Genomic DNA, 20235 nt, shown 5'->3' with positions numbered 1-20235 from the left:
CTTAAGCAGCGGCCAGCCAGCGCGCTAAGCGTTGGGCAAAGGCAGCCTGACTTTCCAGTAACTCTTCACCCGTCACCAGCGGTGCCGGGCGCGTAATCACGATGCAGGGGATACCGGCATCGAGACAGGGTTGTACTTTTTCCTGATAACCGCCTTCCGCGCCGGAGGCCTTGGTGATCACCACATCGGCGCGGCACTGGCGGTAAAAAGCGGCGTTAAACTCGGCGCTGAACGGCCCGCATAGCGCGAAGATCTCGCCGACGCCAAAGCCAAGTTCGGCGCACTGGGCAATCACATCGGCTACCGGTAGCACGCGAGCCAGCAGCGTTTTTTCACCTAATCCTGCCCGCCAGCGCGCCAGATCTTTGCTTCCCGTGGTGAGCAGCACGCGCTGACCAAAGCCCCGCGCCACATCGCAGGCTTCTTCGATGCTCTGCACGGTATAAAGCTGTGGATGCGTCAGGTCGCTAAGCTGTTCCGGGCGCTGATAGCGGCTCAGCAACACGCCAGCGGTTTCACAGGCGCGGATGATGTTGCGGCTCACCACTTCGGCGTAGGGATGCGAAGCGTCAATGACCCAGCGGGTACGGTTGGCCTTTAGCCAGGCGACCATCTCCTCCAGCTCAAGTCGTCCGCAGCGAACCTGACCCTGAATATCGCCCGCCAGCTGCTGGCCGGTCGGCGTTGCCACCGACAGGGTGTATTTGACCTGCGCCGCGTCCAGCTGTTGGCACAGCGCCCGCGCGTCGCTGGTTCCGCCCATGACCAGCACCTCGCCGTAGCTCACAGCACGTAGCCTCGCGGCGTGATCATCAAGCCATCCTGTATATAGGTCGCTTTGTTGCCAACGATCACCAGACTGGTCATATCGACCGGCTCAAAATCCATCTCTCCCAGGGTGGTCAGCCATTTTTCCTGCTTTTTGCGCCCGGCGGATTTCACTACGCCCACCGGCGTTTGTGCGCTTTTACTGGCCGACAGCAGTTCAAAGGCGCGCGCCAGATGCCCTTCGCGGCCACGGCTGCGCGGATTGTAAAAACAGATAACGAAGTCGGCTTCGCCTGCGGCAACGATGCGTTTTTCAATCACCGGCCACGGCGTCAGCAGATCGCTGAGGCTGATATGACAGAAGTCGTGCATTAGCGGTGCCCCCAGCAGCGATGCGGCGGCGATACTGGCGGTCATTCCTGGAATAAGGCGAACTTCCACATCCAGCTTCTGCTTGCTCACCAGCTCCAGCACCAGTCCCGCCATGCCGTAAATACCGGCGTCGCCGCTGCTAATCAGCGCCACGTTATGCCCGGCCTGCGCCAGTTCAATCGCCGCCTGGCAGCGTTCAATCTCTTTGCACATCCCGGTTTTGATCACCTGCTTATCGCCGGTAAAGGCTTTCACCAGGTGGGTGTAGGTTTTATAACCCACGACGATTTCCGCCGCCTGTAACGCCTCTATCGCTTCCATGGTCATCATTGATTGTGAGCCAGGGCCAATTCCGATTACGCTTAACATCAGTGTGAAACTCCCAAAGTAATTGTGACGCCCTGCTCGCGCAGGGTTTCGCCTAAAAGTTGCCCATGGCTCAGCAGCCAGGCCGCCGGACCCGATACGCTCCCCACGCCAACGGTTTTTCTGACAAACGATGAGGCAGGAAAGTGATGCTCATGCTCACGCAGCGCGTCAGCGGTAAAGGTTTCAAACGGCACGCGGCAGCAGGAGGCCAGCTGGATCAGCCCCTGCTCGTGTTTTTTCAGCGTAACGCTGCCGATGGCTTTCAGCGCCAGAGGATCGAGCCGCTGCGCTTCAAGCTGGCGCGCCAGCAGCGCCGCTAACAGCGGAAACGGCGTATCGCGGCGGCAGCCGATGCCCGCAACGACGCGCTGCGGCACCAGCTTCCAGTGCGGTATGGCGATCTCCGGCAATTCGTTGCGCAAGGTGATACAGATAAGCGCATCCAGTTCGGGAAGCTGACTCAGGTCAGAGACGGTAATAAACCCGCGCCGGTCGCAATGGCTGACGTCTTCATTCAGCTCCTCATCCCACCACAGGCCGACGCGCTGATGGCTAACCAACATCTGGTTGATGATTTTCACCGCCGCGCGGAAGTCGGTCATTCGCGCATTAAGCTGGAATGCCAGCGTGTCCAGGGCCGCCATATCGTTAACGTCGGTGGCGGTGGTGATCACCGGGTCCGCACCCAGCATTCCTGCCAGATAGCGGCTCAGGGCATTAGCCCCGCCCGCGTGACCAGAGAGCAGGCTGATGACGTGCTGCCCGCGTTCATCGATCACCACCACCGCCGGGTCGCTGAACTTGTCATTAACCAGTGGGGCCAGCACGCGCACTGCAATGCCGGTCGCGCCGATGAAAATCAGCGCCGAGTAGCTGCTGAAGGCCTCGCGCGCGGCGTTGGCGAAGCCGTTTTCAAAGGGCAGAAACCCCTCTTCCAGCAGCTTCTCACTGGTAAAGCAGGTTAACGGCAGCATTGCTGCCAGCCGTTTAGCCAGCGTTACGCCACCGGGGGTCAGGCAGAAAAGAGCTATAGATTCAGGCTTTACGGTATTCATGGCTAAAGTCCGCCGCGTAGAGTTTTGAGTAGTGATACTCATCCCCAAGGAAATTCCCGACCAGAATGAGCGCCGTTTTACGGATCCCCGCATCGCGGACCTTGTCGCCAATCTCGGCCAACGTGCCGCGCACGGTCTGGCTTTCCGGCCAGGTCGCTTTATAGATAACCGCCACCGGCGTGGTGGCCGGGTAGCCGCCTTCAATCAGGCGCTCCGCCACCCTATGAATGCGCTGCACCGAGAGATAAATCGCCATCGAGGTCTGGTGGCTGGCAAAGGATTCAAGCTGCTCGCGCTCCGGTACCGGCGTGCGCCCTTCAAGACGGGTAATAATCAGGCTCTGAGAGACTTCCGGCACGGTGTACTCGACGCCCAGCTCCGCCGCCGCGCCCAAAAACGCGCTGACTCCTGGTACAACCTGCCAGTCGATACCGCGTTTAGTCAGCTCTTCACCCTGCTCGCGCACCGAACCGTACAGCGAGACGTCTCCGGTCTGTAAACGCACCACCGTTTTCCCGGCTTTTACGCCCGCTTCCATCAGGTCGAGAATTTGCTCCAGATGGAGTTCGGCGCTGTCGTGGCACTCAGCTCCTGCCGGGCAATACTCCAGTAATTCGGTGTTTATCAGCGAACCGGCGTAGATCACCACCTGGGCCTGCTGCAACAAGCGGTAACCCTTGAGGGTAATCAGCTCACGGTCGCCCGGCCCTGCGCCAACGAACCACACACTACGGGGGTCAAATGTCTCAGCCATGGTTTTCTTCCTTCTGACAGGCGATAACAAAAACGGGATTATTCGGTTTGAAATAGTGGCCGCTGCCAAGCGTGGTCAGCGACGAAACGTTAAGCTGGAGGCAATCGACCTGTTTGATCCCCCGTTGTTGCAGGTAGTCGAGGGCGGAGTTCAGGTTCTCTTGCAGAATAAAGGTCATCACCAGACGACCGCCGGGATAGAGCTGCTGCCAGGACCAGTCAATCAGTTCCCCAAGATGGCCGCCGCTGCCGCCCATAAAAATGGCATCGGCCCGTTCGGTAATCACCATCGGCGCAACGCCTGGCAGGATCTCAATGTTGCCGCAGGCGAAGTGCTGGCGATTTTCATCAAGCAGCTGCAGGGCTGCGGGATTGCGTTCGACTGCCGTCACCTGTAGCGAGGGGTATTGCAACGCCGCCTCAATCGACACGCTGCCGGTACCGGCACCGATATCAATCAGGTGGCTTGCCCGGTGCAGTTCAAGTTTGGCCAGCGCCAGCGCGCGAACCGCTTCTTTGGTCATCGGCACTTTCTCGCCGCGCAGAAAAAGCTCATCTTTCATCGAGGATCACCACCGCGTTCATTTCATATTCAGCGTCGACCTCACTAACCGGCAGCCAGTGAATGCGCTCATTTTCCATCGCCAGATTTTCGCCAATCACCATCCAGCGATACCCTTTTCCTCGCGCTGCTAGCTGGGCGGCGATTTCACGCGGCCCGCAGCGTCCGTCGGTCACCATCGCCACTTTGCTATGGCGAGCCAGCTCATCGAAAGAGACCTCTCGCCCGTGGCTGCTGGTCAGCCAGATATCGTTCATGTCGATTCCGGCGCGGGCGCACAGGTATTGCACCGCACTAATACCGGGGATAATGCGCACGCGTTCGATGCCAAAGTGGGCAATCAGCCGCGTGCCGATGCCGTAAAACAGCGGGTCGCCGGAGGCCAGCACCACCACTTGCTGCGCTTCACGCTCTTCGAGCCATTCCAGCAGCTCGGCAATATTGGCGCCCAGCGCAAACTGCTCGCCGTGAAATTCAGGGAACTGCAATAGATGCCGCTTGCCGCCGACCAAAGCGTCTGCCGTCGCCACCGCCTCACGCGCCGCGGGCGTCATCAGATGCAGGCCCGACGGCCCCATGCCGACAACCGTTAACATGACATCTCCCGTGCGATCTCTTCGACCGGGCGATTGCTGCCGAGAACCTTGTTATCAAAGGAGAACATGATGGCGTCGCAGGTGGGCGGCGTTTTGGTAAAGCGCAGCATCTGCATCACGCGCAGGCAGATGCGCTCGGCAAGATGGTCGTAGATATGCTGAAAACCGTACGCGTCGATATGTTCCATCGCCGCTTCAGTGGTATCGCATTCGCTGACCAACCGCAAAAGCTCCAGCGGCGCGCCGAGCAGCGCCAGGTGCGCGACGAGCGTTTCCATCCGCGCATCGGCAATATGGCTGTGGGTGTGGAAGATACCGGCGGCAATTTTAATCAGCTTGCCGGGATGGCCGATCAGCACAATCTGACGGAACCCGAGGCGCACGGCTTCTTCAATCATGTAGCCGACGAAGTTGCTCATGGTGACCACCACCTGAGAATCAATTCCCATCTGCTCGCGAACGAAGCGTTCACCATGGTTGCCCGGCACCAGCACCACCCGCTCCAGCCCTGCCGCGCGCTTAATTTCAAGCTCAAGCGACAGCGAACGTTTCCAGCTCTCCTCCGACATCGGCGTGACGATCCCGGTGGTGCCGATAATCGAGATGCCGCCTAAAATTCCGAGCCGCGAGTTGTAGGTTTTCTGCGCCCGCTCCTCGCCTTCCGGTGCGAAAATTTCTACCTCAGCCCCGCGTGACGGGCCAATCGCTTCGCGCACCGCTGACTCAATGGTGTGGCGCGGAGTACGGTTAATCGCCGGGCTGCCGATGGGCAGGCCAATCCCTTTGCGCGTCACGGTGCCGACGCCTTCGCCGCCGCGCAGCGTAATCTCAGAAGAATCATTAAGCGCCACTCGAGCAAAAATCATCATCCCGTGGGTGGCATCAACATCGTCGCCGCCGTCTTTACGAATCGCGGCAATCGCCTGCTGTCCTTCGACGTGCGGCGACTCGACGTTAAGACACAGCGTCACGCCGGACGGGGTAATAATCGAGACCTGATGGATCAGATGCTGGCGCATCACCATCAGCGCCGCGACTTTTGCCGCCGCCGTCGCGCAGGAGCCGGTGGTATAGCCTTTACGCAATGCCTTGCCGTTGTGCCACACCGGGTCATCAAAGGATTGCTCGCTCATCGCGCCCCCTGCTGGTGATACAGAATGGCGTTGACGATAGCCGCGGCGACGTTGCTACCGCCTTTGCGACCCAGGGCGGCAATGGCTGGCAGGTTGCTTTGCGTCAGAGCCTCTTTCGATTCCGCCGCGCCGACGAAACCAACCGGCACGCCAATCACGCCGTTCACCGCGACATCATGTTCCAGCAGACGAAACAGCGCAGTGGGCGCATTGCCGAAAACAAATACTTTCTCCCCCTCTTCGGCAACCGCGATGTCAACCGCCGCCATCGAACGGGTCATCCCCTGCGCTTTCGCCTCAGCCATTACGCGCGGATCGCTGATATAGCAGCGGCACTCGCCACCGGATTTAGCCAGCAGGGTTTTATTAATCCCGGAGAGCGCCATGGTAGTATCGGTATACAGGGTGCAGGGCTGGCTCAGGGCAGCGCTGAGGCGCTCAAGAACATCGGGTGAAAACCACAGAATATCCAGCCAGTCAAAATCGGCGGTGGTGTGGATCACCCGTTTGATAATGGCTTCATGCAGCGAGCTGGCAAAGCGGTAGTCCGGGCGAGTTTCTGCAATAATGTCGCCAATAATGTCGAAGCTTTTCGCCTCAATCGCCTGTGGTTGCTGGATATAGTGCATTTATTTGTCCTCAGGCCACGCCAACCAGCCAGTACCGCGTCGCCATAAACAGCGCCAGTGCCAGGGTCGAGGCTACCCACATCAGTCGAATCGTTCGGGAAATATCGTCTACGGCAATGTCGCGCGTCGCGTCGCCAATCCACGGCTTCTCCACGCGCTGACCAAAGTAATCATTGGGGCCGCCAAGCTGAATGCCGAGCGCCCCGGCAACCGCCGCCTCTGACCAGGCGCAGTTCGGGCTGCTGTGGTTGTAGCGATCGCGCCAGCCAATACGCAGCGCACGGCCGCCCGCTTCGCGGCAAAAAAAGGCGGCCAGGCTGATAAGCAGCCAGCTCAGGCGAGCAGGAATGAAGTTGGCAACATCATCAAGGCGGGCACTAACCATGCCGATGGCGCGGTATTTTTCATGTTTGTAACCGACCATCGAGTCGAGGGTGTTGACCGCTTTATAGGCCATCGCTAGCGGCGCACCGCCCAGCAGCAAAAAGAAGAGCGGCGCGATAATGCCGTCAACGGCGTTTTCCGCCACCGTTTCCACCACCGCACGATTAATCTGCTGCGGCTCAAGCTGCGACGTGTCGCGCCCGACAATCCATGAGAGTTTGACGCGGCTTTCAGCCAAATCGCCCACACGCAGCGGTTGCTCAACATCCCGTGCCGACTGCGCCAGACAGCGCCCGGCCAGCACGGTGAAGATCATCCACACCTCAACCCCCCAGCCAAGCCACGGATGAATACTCTGCGCTAACGCCAGCACGCCCCAGGAGATACCCCACGTGAGGCCGACCACGATAACCCACATCACCCCGCCGCCGACGCGTAAAGCAAAGTCGCTGCGGCAGTATCGGCGCACGCTACGCTGGACGGCGGAGATCAGATTGCCTATCCAGCGCACCGGATGCGGCCAGCTCTGCGGGTCGCCAATGATAAAATCGAGGATCCAGGCCACGCTCCAGGCCAGTAGCGTCATTGGGCGCTCCTTGCCGCAGCCAGCCAGTGATTGAGCATTGCCGGACGCTGGGCGAAATGCAGATGCAGGTAACTGGCGAACGTGTTGCCCACCTGCCAGCCCCCCGACCACTGCTGAAGCGTCAGGCCGTCACGCACTTTACGGCAGGCCAGCACTGCCGGATTTTCCGGGATGAAATCTGAGTAGTGAAACTCGTGCCCGCGTAGGGTTTCGCCGGGTGCTGCCAGCAGCGTTTGCCGCATCGCCCTCGCTTCGCAGTAGCCAAAGCGGGTGAGCCGTTTGCCCATCTTGCTATGGCCAGGAATAAGATTGGCCATGGGGTAAATTTCACCGCTGGCGTCTTCCAGGGTGCTACCGAGATACATCAGACCGCCGCATTCGGCGTAAATCGCCACGCCGCGCCGGTGCGCCTCCTGCAGTTGCGCCAGCATTGACGTATTGGCCGCCAGCGCTGCAGCGTGAATTTCGGGATAGCCGCCGCCGAGCCAGATCATCTGGCACGGCGGGAGTTCACTATCATGCAGCGGGCTGAAGCGCACAATATTCACTCCACAACGTTCAAGCAGGGTGAGGTTATCCGGGTAGTAAAAGTTGAAGGCTTCGTCGTCGGCCAGCGCCAAGGTCAGGCCCGCTCCGGCGTCAAGCGACGGCAGCACAGGCCACTCCCCGACGGGTAAGGAGGTGAGCTGGCTGAGGGTAAGGAGCTGTTCAATATCCAGAGTTTGCGCCAGCGTTTGGGCAAAATCGCGCCACGGCTGCTGGTTAACCAGCGATTCTCGGGCGGTCACCAGCCCCAGATGGCGTTCGGGCAAGGCCACGCCTTCCACTCGCGGCACGTAGCCGAGAACCGGCAGCGCGCAGTAGCGTTCAATAGCGCCTTTCAGTAGCTGATAGTGGGATTCGCTGTTAACGCGATTGACGATAACGCCAGCGATATTCAGGCTGGGATCGAAGTGCTGAAATCCCATCACCGTGGCGGCAATGGAGGTGGATACCGCTTTGCCATCGACCAGTAAAATCACCGGGCAGCCGAGCTGTTTGGCCATCGCGGCGGTGCTGCAATAATTCGGGTCGGTGCCGTAGCCGTCATAAAGACCCATGACGCCTTCAATAACCGCGATGTCTGCCTGCTGCATCTGTTCACAAAACAGCGCATTAAGAACCGGTTCGGGGAGCATGAAGCTGTCGAGGTTACGGGAAGCAACGCCGCTGACGGCGGTATGCCAGCCAGTATCGAGATAATCCGGGCCGACTTTACAGGGCTGAACCCGCATGCCGCGCTGTTTCAGCAGGCTGAGCAGACCGAGCGTAACGGTGGTTTTGCCACAACCGCTGCCGGTCCCTGCGAGAATAAATGCATGCTGCCTGGCTGCCATACCCTGATCCTGTTCAGGGTGGTAGGGCTGCGAGCATTCCCAGTCTTTCGACTGTACGCATCTAAGCAACCCACTTCCCACCGAAGTTGTTGGTAGTCACCGACAGGCAGGTCTTCTGGCTTAGCGTCGTCCTTCCCCATCCTTCCCAATCCAGTAATCGGATCAGTGGTCATACCCGTCATACTTCACGTTGTATGTGCGTTGGCTTCACTTGTTCATCCCAGTCACTTACCAGTGTAAGCTCCTGGAGATTATGAGGGACATCCCTGTCCCTCACTAAAGCCAGCCTATGGCTGTTCAAATTCGTTCCAGACGAATTTGTCACTCTCTTTCAGCCTTCCTACAACGCGAATTATTTAGCGTATATATGGGTTCGTCAGCATCACAGCAGCGGGGGCTGCGGGGGATTTACACCCCCTTCCCTGGCACCTGTCGATTTTCTCGAGCGGGATGAGTCCTCACTCGAAGAATTTCTGGAACATCTTACGGAGGCTGGATGGCTTCCGTCGTTTCTAATATCTAATTGCAAAATCTTTTCATTACGCCTGCGGCGACCTGAAAGCAATTTCTGATAACACTCTATCCCATCAAATAAATAAAAACTGGTGCAGCTTAGCGCTCTCTCATTATTAATTTGTTGCGCTACGACAATTTATTGCTCTGGATGAGAGTTTTTCATTTTATAATGAGGCAGATACGGGGGCATATCAAAAATCGGCAATAACAAAATATTGTCATTTAAAATGGTTCAGTTTGTGATCTGGCATTAATTTGCTGACGATAAGCCTGCGGAGTTACCTGATAAGCCTGGCGAAAAACTTTGCAAAAATAGCTAGTTTGCGAAAATCCTAAATTTCGTGCAATGCTGGCAATACTCCAGTCGCTGTGGCAAAGCAGCTCTTTAGCGCTCACCATCCGCTGATGATTTACCCAGGCGTTAAAGCCGATCCCCTGATATTTCTTGAACAGCTTACTGAAGTAGTACGGGCTGAGATAAACATGGGCGGCAACGTCTTCCAGACGAAGCTCATCAGACAAATGGGCATCGATATAGCGTAACGCCTTCTTCATTTTACTGTCATGGGGGCTGACCGCCCGGCTGGCGCGCGCGGGTTCAGGCTGCTGCGGATTATCTTTAATCACGACAAAATTGAGCTGTTTTTTTAGGCAGTTTTCTACTATTAGTTTTAGTAAATCGGCGGAAGCAATGACGCGCGAGTAGTCCATCTCCGGTACGTCGCGAAACGCTTTGACCAGCTCAGGATCGGCCTGCCAGCGGTCATCAACGTTCAAAATGTCGACAAGTTCAACATCGTTACTTAAGCGCACCTGCCCGCATAGCACAAAGCCCACCAGGTGCCCGGCAATAACCAAAGGGATGGAAAAATCGGTTAACCCGGCGTGGCAGCGGTAGATACAGAGCTGATCGGTTTTTGAAGCCTCAAGACCGCCGCAACGGTCGCTCATCCGACAGCGGGTGCTGTGCTGGGGGTGCTGACGCATAAGCTGGCAAAAAGGAGTGAAATTAAACAGTTCAGATATTTCATCACCGTGAATATTGACTACCACAACCGCCAGACTGGTGGCCTGCGCAAAATCCTGTGCGATTTTATTGATGAGTTCTGAGTTCAGTGTGCTCGCAGAAATCATGATAAAACCTCTCAGTTAATTTTTTGTTATAAATAAAACATTTCTTTAATATTCACTTCCTTTCATCATCATTTGCCGCCAACGATAAAAGAATAATACGATAGCAAAAGTCTCCCATCCGTGGGAGACATTTTGGGCGACTTCGTGATACCGGTTCATGAAAATTTTTAGTTATTTCAGCGGATACATCAATCCTCTAATTTACAGGTATTACAAGGTAAGTTATTACCAATCAGATAACGATAGATAGCCGCCCCCAGACAGGCCCCGATTAACGGTGCAACAATCGGCACAATAAAGTACGGAATATCCCGTCCGCCAGTCATCGCGATATCACCCCAGCCCGCCATCCACGTAAACAGCTTCGGTCCAAAATCACGCGCCGGATTCATCGCAAACCCGGTAAGGGGCCCGGTGGATGCGCCAATAACCGCGACCAGCAAACCAATCAGCAGCGGAGCCAGCGGCCCTTTTGGCACACCGTTACCATCGTCAGTCAGTGCCATAATCATCCCCATCAGCATGGAGGTAATCACCACTTCGACCAGCGCCGCATGCCAGAGGCTCAATGATACCGCCGGATAGGTACTAAAGATGCTTGCCAGCTGCAGGCTCTCTACGCTACCGCGCACGATATGGTGTGTGGCTTCAAACTCGGTAAACATTGTGCTGTAAAGCACGTAGGCCAGCACAGCTCCGCCAAAGGCGCCTGCGACCTGTGCAATGATGTAAGGAAAAACTTTTCGTCCCGGAAAACAAGCAAATAACCACAACGCGACGGTAACAGCAGGGTTGAGATGGCCACCGGATATTCCTGAGGTCAGATAGACAGCAAGAGAGATCCCCAATCCCCATATGATGCAAATCTCCCACAATCCGAGGCTTGCTCCCGCCACCTTTAACGCACTCAGGCAACCGATGCCAAAAAACAAAAATAGCCCGGTGCCCAAAAACTCGGCGGTACATTGCGCTTTTAGCGAATCATTCATTGTGACACCTTCTTAACAGAGTTTGTGTCCTGACCAGCCAACATCCTGCTGGCAGTAGAGTACAGCGGGCACCACTATATGAATTCCTGTCTGCAAATTGTTGGCAACCTGCTGACGGCCACCTCGGAAAATTCGGGCATGGATAACAAATTATTGCCATTAAATAATTGCTGGCGACATAGCACACGCGTGGCTTTTGCAATTAATCATCTCATGAAGCATGCAAAAATATTGCTATAACCAACTCACCGTTTTCCAACAAGCATCACAAATCGTTTTTTTTCGCATAGCAGATAAAATTAAATCCGTCATAAACAATTTTGTAAATATGGAATATACAAAACAAAATAATCACATCAATATAAATAAATAAAACAATAAAAATCAATAAGTTAAATTATAAGTTAGCAATTTTATATTATTGATGACTCACTATTTTTTCATCATCAAATTCAAGTCAGCCATTCTTTTTCCTCGCATCTTCTTATAGTCCCAACTATCGGAACACTCCATGCGAGGTCTTTATGCAACAAGAAGCACTAGGAATGGTAGAAACCAAAGGCTTAACCGCAGCCATAGAGGCCGCTGATGCAATGGTTAAATCGGCCAATGTGATGTTAGTGGGCTATGAAAAGATTGGCTCCGGGCTGGTAACCGTCATCGTCCGCGGCGATGTCGGTGCGGTTAAAGCGGCAACCGATGCAGGTTCCGCCGCCGCACGCAACGTGGGTGAAGTGAAAGCCGTACACGTCATCCCACGTCCTCACTCCGATGTAGAAAAAATCTTACCGAAGGGAATTAGCCAATGAGCAGCAATGAGCTGGTTGAACAGATCATGGCGCAGGTGATTGCCCGAGTGGCAACGCCGGAACAGCAGGCCACCCCTACTCACCCCCATCCTATACGAGAGACGGCTATGGCAGAAAAAAGCTGCAGTTTAACGGAATTTGTCGGGACCGCCATTGGCGACACCCTGGGTCTGGTTATCGCTAACGTCGATACCGCCCTGCTGGACGCGATGAAGCTTGAAAAGCGCTATCGCTCCATCGGCATTCTTGGCGCACGTACCGGCGCAGGTCCGCACATTATGGCGGCGGACGAAGCGGTGAAAGCCACTAACACCGAAGTGGTCAGCATCGAACTTCCTCGCGATACCAAAGGCGGAGCAGGTCACGGTTCGCTGATTATTTTAGGCGGCAACGACGTTTCTGACGTCAAGCGCGGTATCGAAGTCGCGCTGAAAGAGCTCGATCGTACCTTCGGCGATGTTTACGGCAACGAAGCCGGGCATATCGAGCTGCAATACACCGCCCGCGCCAGCTACGCCCTTGAAAAAGCGTTCGGTGCGCCCATTGGTCGAGCCTGCGGCATCATCGTCGGCGCTCCGGCTTCCGTCGGTGTGTTAATGGCTGATACTGCTCTGAAATCAGCCAACGTTGAAGTGGTCGCTTACAGCTCTCCGGCGCACGGCACGAGCTTCAGTAACGAAGCCATTTTGGTGATTTCTGGCGACTCCGGCGCAGTCCGTCAGGCGGTCACCTCCGCCCGCGAAATTGGCAAAACTGTCCTTGCGACCCTCGGTTCTGAACCGAAAAACGATCGCCCGTCCTACATCTAAACCCCACGAGGCTGATTCATGAGATCGAAAAGATTTGAAGCACTCGCGAAACGCCCTGTGAATCAGGACGGCTTCGTTAAAGAGTGGATCGAAGAAGGCTTTATCGCGATGGAAAGCCCGAACGACCCGAAACCGTCGATTAAAATCGTAAACGGCGCGGTGACCGAGCTGGACGGGAAACCGGTTAGCGAATTCGACCTGATCGACCACTTTATTGCCCGCTACGGTATTAACCTGAATCGTGCAGAAGAAGTCATGGCGATGGATTCGGTCAAGCTGGCGAACATGCTGTGCGATCCCAATGTAAAACGCAGCGACATCGTCCCCCTGACCACCGCCATGACCCCGGCGAAAATTGTCGAAGTGGTTTCGCATATGAACGTCGTCGAGATGATGATGTCGATGCAGAAAATGCGCGCACGCCGCACCCCTTCTCAACAGGCGCACGTCACCAACGTCAAAGATAACCCGGTGCAAATTGCCGCCGACGCCGCCGAAGGCGCATGGCGCGGGTTTGATGAGCAAGAGACGACGGTTGCGGTAGCGCGTTATGCCCCGTTCAACGCCATCGCTCTGCTGGTAGGTTCACAGGTAGGTCGTCCGGGCGTGCTGACTCAGTGCTCCCTGGAAGAAGCCACCGAGCTGAAGCTCGGTATGTTAGGCCACACCTGCTATGCGGAAACTATTTCCGTATACGGTACTGAACCTGTATTTACCGACGGCGACGATACTCCGTGGTCGAAGGGCTTCCTGGCCTCGTCCTACGCCTCTCGCGGCCTGAAAATGCGCTTCACCTCCGGTTCTGGCTCTGAAGTACAGATGGGCTACGCCGAAGGTAAATCGATGCTTTATCTGGAAGCGCGCTGCATCTATATCACCAAAGCCGCTGGCGTTCAGGGTCTGCAAAATGGCTCCGTAAGCTGTATCGGCGTGCCGTCTGCCGTGCCATCAGGCATTCGTGCGGTGCTGGCGGAAAACCTGATTTGCTCATCGCTGGATCTGGAATGCGCCTCCAGTAATGACCAGACCTTCACCCACTCCGATATGCGTCGTACCGCACGCCTGCTGATGCAGTTCCTGCCGGGTACCGACTTTATCTCTTCCGGTTATTCCGCGGTGCCGAACTACGACAACATGTTCGCCGGTTCCAACGAAGATGCGGAAGATTTTGACGATTACAACGTTATCCAGCGCGACCTGAAAGTGGACGGCGGTCTGCGTCCGGTTCGCGAAGAAGACGTTATCGCTATTCGTAACAAAGCGGCTCGCGCCCTGCAGGCCGTGTTTGCCGGAATGGGTCTGCCGCCAATTACCGACGAAGAAGTCGAAGCCGCGACCTACGCCCACGGTTCGAAAGATATGCCGGAACGTAACATCGTTGAAGATATCAAGTTCGCACAGGAAATCATCAGCAAAAACCGTAACGGCCTGGAAGTGGTGAAAGCGCTGGCTCAGGGCGGATTTACCGATGTTGCGCAGGACATGCTCAACATCCAGAAAGCCAAGCTGACCGGGGACTATTTGCACACCTCCGCCATTATCGTCGGCGACGGACAGGTGCTCTCTGCGGTTAATGACGTCAATGACTATGCCGGTCCGGCAACGGGTTATCGCCTGCAGGGAGAACGCTGGGAAGAGATTAAAAACATCCCTGGCGCTCTTGATCCCAACGAGATTGATTAAGGGGTGAGAAATGGAAATTAATGAAAAATTGCTGCGCCAGATAATTGAAGACGTGCTCCGCGATATGAAGGGCAGCGATAAACCCGTCTCGTTTAATGCGCCTGCGGCATCCACTGCACCACAGACCGCTGCGCCTGCGGGCGACGGCTTTCTGACCGAAGTGGGCGAAGCTCGCCAGGGCACTCAGCAGGACGAAGTCATTATCGCCGTCGGCCCGGCATTTGGCCTGGCGCAGACCGTCAATATCGTCGGCTTACCGCATAAGAGCATTTTGCGCGAAGTCATTGCCGGTATCGAAGAAGAAGGCGTCAAAGCGCGCGTGATTCGCTGCTTTAAATCCTCCGACGTGGCGTTTGTCGCCGTTGAAGGCAACCGTCTGAGCGGCTCGGGTATCTCCATCGGCATCCAGTCGAAAGGCACCACGGTTATCCATCAACAGGGACTGCCGCCGCTCTCCAACCTGGAGCTGTTCCCGCAGGCACCGCTGCTGACGCTGGAAACCTATCGGCAGATTGGTAAAAACGCCGCCCGCTATGCGAAGCGCGAATCACCGCAGCCGGTCCCTACGCTTAATGACCAGATGGCACGCCCGAAATACCAGGCGAAGTCGGCCATTTTGCACATTAAAGAGACCAAATACGTCGTGACGGGCAAAAACCCGCAGGAACTGCGCGTGGCGCTTTGATAAAGGATAACTCCATGAATACCGACGCAATTGAATCGATGGTTCGGGACGTATTGAGCCGCATGAACAGCCTGCAGGGCGATGCGCCAGCGGCGGCTCCTGTCGCTAGTGACGCGACCCGTAGCGCAAAAGTTAGCGATTATCCGCTGGCGAACAAACATCCGGAGTGGGTGAAAACCGCCACCAACAAAACGCTGGATGACTTCACGCTGGAAAACGTGCTGAGCAATAAAGTCACCGCTCAGGATATGCGTATTACCCCGGAAACCCTGCGTTTACAGGCGTCTATCGCCAAAGATGCGGGTCGCGACAGGCTGGCGATGAACTTTGAACGCGCCGCCGAACTGACCGCAGTACCGGACGATCGCATTCTTGAAATCTACAACGCTCTTCGCCCGTATCGTTCCACCAAAGAAGAGCTGATAGCAATGGCTGACGATCTCGAAAGCCGCTATCAGGCAAAAATTTGCGCAGCTTTTGTTCGTGAAGCGGCAACGCTGTACGTCGAGCGCAAAAAACTCAAAGGCGACGATTAGCTTTCTCTAAGTAATTCGAGATGCATTGAGGCGGCAAGTGAGTGAACCCCGATGAGCTTACTGTAGTAAGTGATTCGGGTGAAAGAACGCAGCCAACAAAAAGGCAGTTTGAAGTACGACGAGAAAAAGGATATACGATGCGATATATAGCTGGCATTGACATCGGCAACTCATCAACGGAAGTCGCGCTGGCGACGCTTGATGGCGCAGGCACACTGACGATTACGCACAGCGCGCTGGCGGAAACCACCGGAATCAAAGGCACGTTGCGTAACGTGTTTGGCATTCAGGAAGCGTTGGCCCTCGCCGCAAAGCGCGCGGGGATCAATGTCAGCGATATTTCGCTCATTCGCATTAACGAAGCCACGCCGGTCATTGGCGATGTGGCGATGGAGACGATTACCGAAACCATCATCACCGAATCGACAATGATCGGCCATAACCCGAAAACGCCGGGTGGAGTAGGCCTTGGTGTGGGTATCACGATTACGCCGGAGGAGCTGTTAACCCGCCCGGCGGACTCGTCCTATATTCTGGTGGTGTCATCGGCATTCGATTTTGCCGACATCGCCAACGTCATCAACGCCTCTATGCGCGCCGGATACCAGATTACCGGCGTCATTTTGCAGCGCGATGATGGCGTACTGGTCAGCAATCGACTGGAAAAACCGCTGCCGATTGTTGATGAAGTTCTGTACATCGACCGCATTCCGCTGGGGATGCTGGCGGCGATTGAAGTCGCCGTTCCGGGGAAGGTTATCGAAACCCTCTCCAACCCTTACGGTATCGCCACCGTATTTAACCTCACCGCCGATGAGACGAAAAATATCGTGCCAATGGCGCGTGCGCTGATCGGCAACCGCTCTGCAGTGGTGGTCAAAACGCCCTCTGGCGACGTCAAAGCGCGCGCCATACCTGCCGGTAATCTGGAACTGCTGGCTCAAGGACGTACCGTGCGCGTCGATGTTGCCGCCGGTGCCGAAGCCATCATGAAAGCGGTCGATGGTTGCAACAAACTCGATAACGTGACCGGCGAGGCCGGGACCAACATCGGCGGCATGCTGGAACACGTGCGTCAGACCATGGCCGAACTGACCAACAAGCCCAGCAGCGAGATTTTTATTCAGGATCTGTTAGCCGTTGATACTTCTGTACCCGTCAGCGTCACCGGAGGTCTTGCAGGGGAGTTCTCGCTGGAACAGGCCGTCGGCATCGCTTCGATGGTGAAATCAGACCGTCTGCAAATGGCGATGATTGCCCGTGAAATCGAACAAAAGCTCAATATCGACGTGCAAATCGGCGGTGCTGAGGCCGAAGCCGCGATTCTGGGCGCGTTAACCACGCCGGGTACCACCCGACCGCTGGCGATCCTCGATCTCGGCGCAGGTTCTACAGATGCGTCAATCATCAACCCCAAAGGCGAAATTATCGCCACCCACCTCGCCGGTGCAGGCGATATGGTCACGATGATCATTGCCCGCGAGCTGGGGCTGGAAGACCGCTATCTGGCGGAGGAGATCAAGAAATACCCGCTAGCCAAGGTCGAAAGCCTGTTCCACTTACGTCACGAGGACGGCAGCGTCCAGTTCTTCCCGACGCCGCTGCCTCCCGCCGTGTTCGCCCGCGTCTGCGTGGTGAAACCCGATGGACTGGTGCCGCTTCCCGGCGATTTAGCGCTGGAAAAGGTGCGCGCCATTCGCCGCAGCGCTAAAGAACGCGTCTTCGTCACCAACGCCCTGCGCGCCCTGCGTCAGGTCAGCCCCACCGGCAACATTCGCGATATTCCGTTCGTGGTGCTGGTCGGCGGCTCATCGCTGGATTTCGAGGTTCCGCAGCTGGTCACCGATGCGCTGGCGCATTACCGCCTGGTTGCCGGGCGAGGAAATATTCGCGGCAGCGAAGGCCCAAGAAACGCGGTGGCAACTGGCCTGATTCTCTCCTGGTATAAGGAGTTTGCTCATGGACAGTAACCACACCACTCCGGCTATCGTCATTACCGCTATCGACGACTGCGCCAGCCTCTGGGGCGAAGTGCTGTTGGGTATCGAAGAGGAAGGCATCCCTTTCCTGCTTCAACATCACCCGACTGGAGACGTCGTAGACAGCGCCTGGCAGGCGGCGCGCAGCTCGCCGCTGCTGGTCGGCATTGCCTGCGATCGGCGCACGCTGGTCGTGCACTACAAGAATTTACCCGCATCAGCGCCGCTTTTTACGCTGATGCATCATCAGGACAGTCAAGCCCAACGCAACACAGGTAACAACGCGGCACGGCTCGTCAAAGGGATCCCTTTTCGGGATCTCCATGCTTAAACACAGGAGAACGGCAGTATGAATAACGCACTGGGACTGGTTGAAACAAAAGGGCTGGTCGGCGCCATTGAAGCCGCCGATGCGATGGTGAAATCCGCCAACGTGCAGCTGGTGGGCTATGAAAAAATTGGCTCTGGTCTGATTACCGTGATGGTTCGCGGCGATGTTGGCGCGGTTAAAGCAGCCGTAGACGCAGGCAGCGCGGCGGCAAGCGTAGTGGGTGAAGTGAAATCCTGCCACGTTATCCCGCGTCCGCACAGCGACGTTGAGGCCATTTTACCGAAAGCTTGATCGATGGCGAATAAGGAGCACCGCGTGAAGCAATCTCTTGGATTACTTGAAGTTTGTGGTCTGGCACTGGCTATCAGCTGCGCCGATATCATGGCGAAATCCGCTTCTATCACGCTGGTCGCCCTCGAAAAGACCAATGGTTCAGGCTGGACGGTTATTAAAGTGACCGGTGATGTCGCCTCCGTGCAGGCGGCGATCACCACCGGCGCACATTTTGCCGAACAGCGAAATGGCCTGGTGGCCCACAAGGTCATCGCCAGGCCCGGAGAAGGGATAATGCCCGCAGAAACTCCCCCACCCTCCGTCATAGCACCTGAACCTGAAGAGCCAATCATGGCCAATGTCGTTTCTGAAGAGCCAGCAGATGAAGTACCACAGGAAACTGGACTGGTCAGCTGCAACCTGTGCCTGGACCCGAAATGCCAGCGCCAGAAAGGCGACCCTCGTTCTCTTTGCCTTCATTCAGGCAAGCGAGGTGAAGCGTAATGGATAAACAGCTTCTGGAATCAACGGTCAGCAAAGTTCTTGATGAGATGCGCGAGCGCCCGATTCCGCTGGGCGTCTCGAATCGTCATATCCATCTGTCTGCGCAGGATTACGCGCAGCTTTTTCCCGGCCATCCCATCAGCGAGAAAAAAGCGCTGCTGCAGCCGGGGCAATATGCTGCGGAACAAACTGTCACCCTGGTGGGGCCAAAAGGGCAGCTCAAAAACGTACGCCTGCTTGGTCCACTGCGCTCAACAAGCCAGGTGGAAATATCGCGCACCGACGCAAGGACGCTGGGAGTGGCAGCACCGCTGAGAATGTCCGGCAACCTGAAAGGGACGCCGGGCATCCGTCTGGTCAGCCCCTTTGCCGAACTGGAATTATCTTCTGGGGTGATTGTCGCCCAGCGGCATATTCATATGTCGCCGCTGGATGCCCTGATCCTGCGGGTCTCCCACGGCGATAAGGTCTCCGTGGCAATCGAAGGCGACGAGCGCGGGCTGATTTTCAACAACGTGGCGATTCGCGTTTCACCGGACATGCGCCTCGAAATGCATATCGATACCGATGAAGCCAACGCTGCTGGTGCCGATAACCCGCAGGCCTTTGCCCGGCTGGTGGCCCCACGATGAACGGCGAAATTCTGCAGCGCATTGTTGAGGAGATTGTCTCCCGGCTGCAGCGTCGCGCCCACAGCACGGCGACACTGAGCGTTGCGCAGTTGCGTGAAGCGGACAGCCGAAGCCTGTTCTGTCAGCACGCGTCGTTGCGCATTCTGCTCATCGACCTGCCGCTGCTGGGCCAGCTTGCTGAAGCGGAAACCGACGACCCCGTCGCCGGGAAAATTCACGACGCCCTGGCTTTCGGCATCCGCGTACAGCTCTCCGTGCATAGCCAGCTACTGCCGGTTATCCCGGTAAAAAAACTGGCTCGTCTACCGGTGATGTTCACCGACGAGCACGGGCTGGCGCTGACTCTGCACGCCGGTTCGCTGCTGAGCTATCGCGATGTCGCAAGCCTTGGCAAAGGACGCCTGGTTCTCCATCGCAAATGCATCGTGACCGCCCTGGCGCATGAAGCGGCAAGCGCGCGGAATATTCAATTAATTAAGCAGGAGTAAATCATGCATCTGGCACGAGTCACGGGCGCGGTTGTCTCCACGCAAAAATCGCCCTCCCTGGTAGGGAAAAAGCTGCTGCTGGTACGTCGGGTCAGCGCCGATGGCGAACTTCCCGCATCACCAACGTCAGGCGATGAAGTTGCCGTTGACTCCGTCGGCGCAGGGGTCGGCGAACTGGTGCTGCTTAGCGGCGGCTCCAGCGCCAGACATGTCTTTTCCGGGCCCAATGAGGCCATTGACCTCGCCGTTGTCGGCATTGTAGATACGCTTTCGCGTTAAGGGGC

24 protein-coding genes and 1 riboswitch are annotated in these 20235 nt (G+C 56.4%); of the genes, 12 read left to right on the top strand and 12 right to left on the bottom strand.

All coding sequences use genetic code 11. The annotated features are described in order from the left end of the window. Position 1 precedes the first annotated feature (1 nt). The 12 genes from DA718_RS05535 to pduF form a co-directional block, all read right to left on the bottom strand. Positions 2 to 787: a cobalt-precorrin-6A reductase gene (locus DA718_RS05535; RefSeq protein ID WP_112213921.1), complete on the bottom strand. Its 786-nt coding sequence runs from the start codon at positions 785 to 787 to the stop codon at positions 2 to 4. Beyond that, positions 784 to 1509, bottom strand: coding sequence for a precorrin-3B C(17)-methyltransferase (locus DA718_RS05530; protein ID WP_004124467.1), 726 nt, complete (start codon positions 1507 to 1509; stop codon positions 784 to 786). The genes DA718_RS05535 and DA718_RS05530 overlap by 4 nt, the downstream gene beginning before the upstream one ends. Continuing rightward, entirely contained in the window at positions 1509 to 2564 is a 1056-nt protein-coding gene (gene cbiG / locus DA718_RS05525) for a cobalt-precorrin 5A hydrolase (RefSeq protein ID WP_112213922.1), read from the bottom strand. The genes DA718_RS05530 and cbiG overlap by 1 nt, the downstream gene beginning before the upstream one ends. After that, positions 2545 to 3318, bottom strand: a complete 774-nt coding sequence (locus tag DA718_RS05520) for a cobalt-precorrin-4 methyltransferase (protein ID WP_112213923.1) — start codon at positions 3316 to 3318, stop codon at positions 2545 to 2547. The genes cbiG and DA718_RS05520 overlap by 20 nt, the downstream gene beginning before the upstream one ends. Next, positions 3311 to 3880, bottom strand: a complete 570-nt coding sequence (locus DA718_RS05515; RefSeq protein ID WP_112213924.1) for a decarboxylating cobalt-precorrin-6B (C(15))-methyltransferase — start codon at positions 3878 to 3880, stop codon at positions 3311 to 3313. The genes DA718_RS05520 and DA718_RS05515 overlap by 8 nt, the downstream gene beginning before the upstream one ends. Further along, positions 3870 to 4475, bottom strand: coding sequence for a cobalt-precorrin-7 (C(5))-methyltransferase (locus DA718_RS05510; RefSeq protein ID WP_112213925.1), 606 nt, complete (start codon positions 4473 to 4475; stop codon positions 3870 to 3872). Before DA718_RS05510 ends, DA718_RS05515 begins: the two co-directional genes overlap by 11 nt. Further along, positions 4469 to 5608 (bottom strand): cobalt-precorrin-5B (C(1))-methyltransferase CbiD, encoded by a 1140-nt coding sequence (gene cbiD / locus DA718_RS05505; RefSeq protein ID WP_112213926.1) that lies wholly within the window; start codon positions 5606 to 5608, stop codon positions 4469 to 4471. Before cbiD ends, DA718_RS05510 begins: the two co-directional genes overlap by 7 nt. Then, entirely contained in the window at positions 5605 to 6237 is a 633-nt protein-coding gene (locus DA718_RS05500; RefSeq protein ID WP_112213927.1) for a cobalt-precorrin-8 methylmutase, read from the bottom strand. Before DA718_RS05500 ends, cbiD begins: the two co-directional genes overlap by 4 nt. Positions 6238 to 6247: 10 nt before the next feature. Continuing rightward, a complete protein-coding gene (cbiB, locus tag DA718_RS05495) occupies positions 6248 to 7207 on the bottom strand; it encodes an adenosylcobinamide-phosphate synthase CbiB (protein ID WP_112213928.1) in 960 nt (319 codons plus the stop codon). Next, positions 7204 to 8583 carry a cobyrinic acid a,c-diamide synthase CobB gene (locus DA718_RS05490; protein ID WP_112213929.1) on the bottom strand — a complete coding sequence of 460 codons (1380 nt, stop codon included), beginning with the start codon at positions 8581 to 8583 and terminating at the stop codon, positions 7204 to 7206. The genes cbiB and DA718_RS05490 overlap by 4 nt, the downstream gene beginning before the upstream one ends. A gap of 334 nt (positions 8584 to 8917) precedes the next feature. Further along, a riboswitch (cobalamin riboswitch) is annotated at positions 8918 to 9005 on the bottom strand. A gap of 316 nt (positions 9006 to 9321) precedes the next feature. Further along, entirely contained in the window at positions 9322 to 10233 is a 912-nt protein-coding gene (gene pocR, locus DA718_RS05485) for a transcriptional regulator PocR (RefSeq protein ID WP_110275925.1), read from the bottom strand. Between the two features lie 188 nt (positions 10234 to 10421). Next, a complete protein-coding gene (gene pduF, locus DA718_RS05480; protein WP_112213930.1) occupies positions 10422 to 11222 on the bottom strand; it encodes a propanediol diffusion facilitator PduF in 801 nt (266 codons plus the stop codon). 524 nt (positions 11223 to 11746) lie between these two features. Between pduF and pduA the strand changes: the two genes are divergently transcribed. The 12 genes from pduA (at position 11747) to pduN (ending at position 20230) form a co-directional block, all read left to right on the top strand. Next, positions 11747 to 12031 carry a propanediol utilization microcompartment protein PduA gene (gene pduA / locus DA718_RS05475; RefSeq protein WP_110276481.1) on the top strand — a complete coding sequence of 95 codons (285 nt, stop codon included), beginning with the start codon at positions 11747 to 11749 and terminating at the stop codon, positions 12029 to 12031. Then, positions 12028 to 12840 (top strand): propanediol utilization microcompartment protein PduB, encoded by an 813-nt coding sequence (pduB, locus tag DA718_RS05470; RefSeq protein ID WP_110276480.1) that lies wholly within the window; start codon positions 12028 to 12030, stop codon positions 12838 to 12840. Before pduA ends, pduB begins: the two co-directional genes overlap by 4 nt. 18 nt (positions 12841 to 12858) lie before the next feature. After that, positions 12859 to 14523 (top strand): propanediol dehydratase large subunit PduC, encoded by a 1665-nt coding sequence (gene pduC / locus DA718_RS05465; RefSeq protein ID WP_112213931.1) that lies wholly within the window; start codon positions 12859 to 12861, stop codon positions 14521 to 14523. Positions 14524 to 14533: 10 nt separating this feature from the next. Continuing rightward, a complete protein-coding gene (pduD, locus tag DA718_RS05460; protein ID WP_112213932.1) occupies positions 14534 to 15208 on the top strand; it encodes a propanediol dehydratase medium subunit PduD in 675 nt (224 codons plus the stop codon). A gap of 14 nt (positions 15209 to 15222) precedes the next feature. After that, a complete protein-coding gene (gene pduE / locus DA718_RS05455; protein ID WP_112213933.1) occupies positions 15223 to 15744 on the top strand; it encodes a propanediol dehydratase small subunit PduE in 522 nt (173 codons plus the stop codon). 137 nt (positions 15745 to 15881) lie between these two features. Further along, positions 15882 to 17714 carry a propanediol dehydratase reactivase alpha subunit PduG gene (gene pduG / locus DA718_RS05450; RefSeq protein ID WP_112213934.1) on the top strand — a complete coding sequence of 611 codons (1833 nt, stop codon included), beginning with the start codon at positions 15882 to 15884 and terminating at the stop codon, positions 17712 to 17714. Then, the gene (gene pduH / locus DA718_RS05445) at positions 17704 to 18054 is read left to right on the top strand and encodes a propanediol dehydratase reactivase beta subunit PduH (protein ID WP_112213935.1); all 351 of its coding nucleotides are present in this window, start codon (positions 17704 to 17706) and stop codon (positions 18052 to 18054) included. The genes pduG and pduH overlap by 11 nt, the downstream gene beginning before the upstream one ends. 18 nt (positions 18055 to 18072) lie before the next feature. Further along, a complete protein-coding gene (gene pduJ / locus DA718_RS05440; RefSeq protein ID WP_110276474.1) occupies positions 18073 to 18345 on the top strand; it encodes a propanediol utilization microcompartment protein PduJ in 273 nt (90 codons plus the stop codon). 3 nt (positions 18346 to 18348) lie between these two features. Further along, on the top strand, positions 18349 to 18831 hold the full coding sequence (locus tag DA718_RS05435; protein ID WP_112213936.1) for a BMC domain-containing protein: 483 nt from the start codon (positions 18349 to 18351) through the stop codon (positions 18829 to 18831). Then, entirely contained in the window at positions 18831 to 19463 is a 633-nt protein-coding gene (locus tag DA718_RS05430) for a phosphate propanoyltransferase (RefSeq protein ID WP_112213937.1), read from the top strand. Before DA718_RS05435 ends, DA718_RS05430 begins: the two co-directional genes overlap by 1 nt. Beyond that, positions 19460 to 19951, top strand: coding sequence for a microcompartment protein PduM (pduM, locus tag DA718_RS05425; protein WP_112213938.1), 492 nt, complete (start codon positions 19460 to 19462; stop codon positions 19949 to 19951). The genes DA718_RS05430 and pduM overlap by 4 nt, the downstream gene beginning before the upstream one ends. Positions 19952 to 19954: 3 nt before the next feature. Then, positions 19955 to 20230: a propanediol utilization microcompartment protein PduN gene (pduN, locus tag DA718_RS05420; protein ID WP_004133641.1), complete on the top strand. Its 276-nt coding sequence runs from the start codon at positions 19955 to 19957 to the stop codon at positions 20228 to 20230. Positions 20231 to 20235 lie beyond the last annotated feature (5 nt).

Origin of the sequence: Klebsiella huaxiensis, from assembly GCF_003261575.2 — a bacterium.
Classification (GTDB): Bacteria; Pseudomonadota; Gammaproteobacteria; order Enterobacterales; family Enterobacteriaceae; genus Klebsiella; species Klebsiella huaxiensis.
This window is presented reverse-complemented; position numbering and strand designations above follow the sequence as displayed.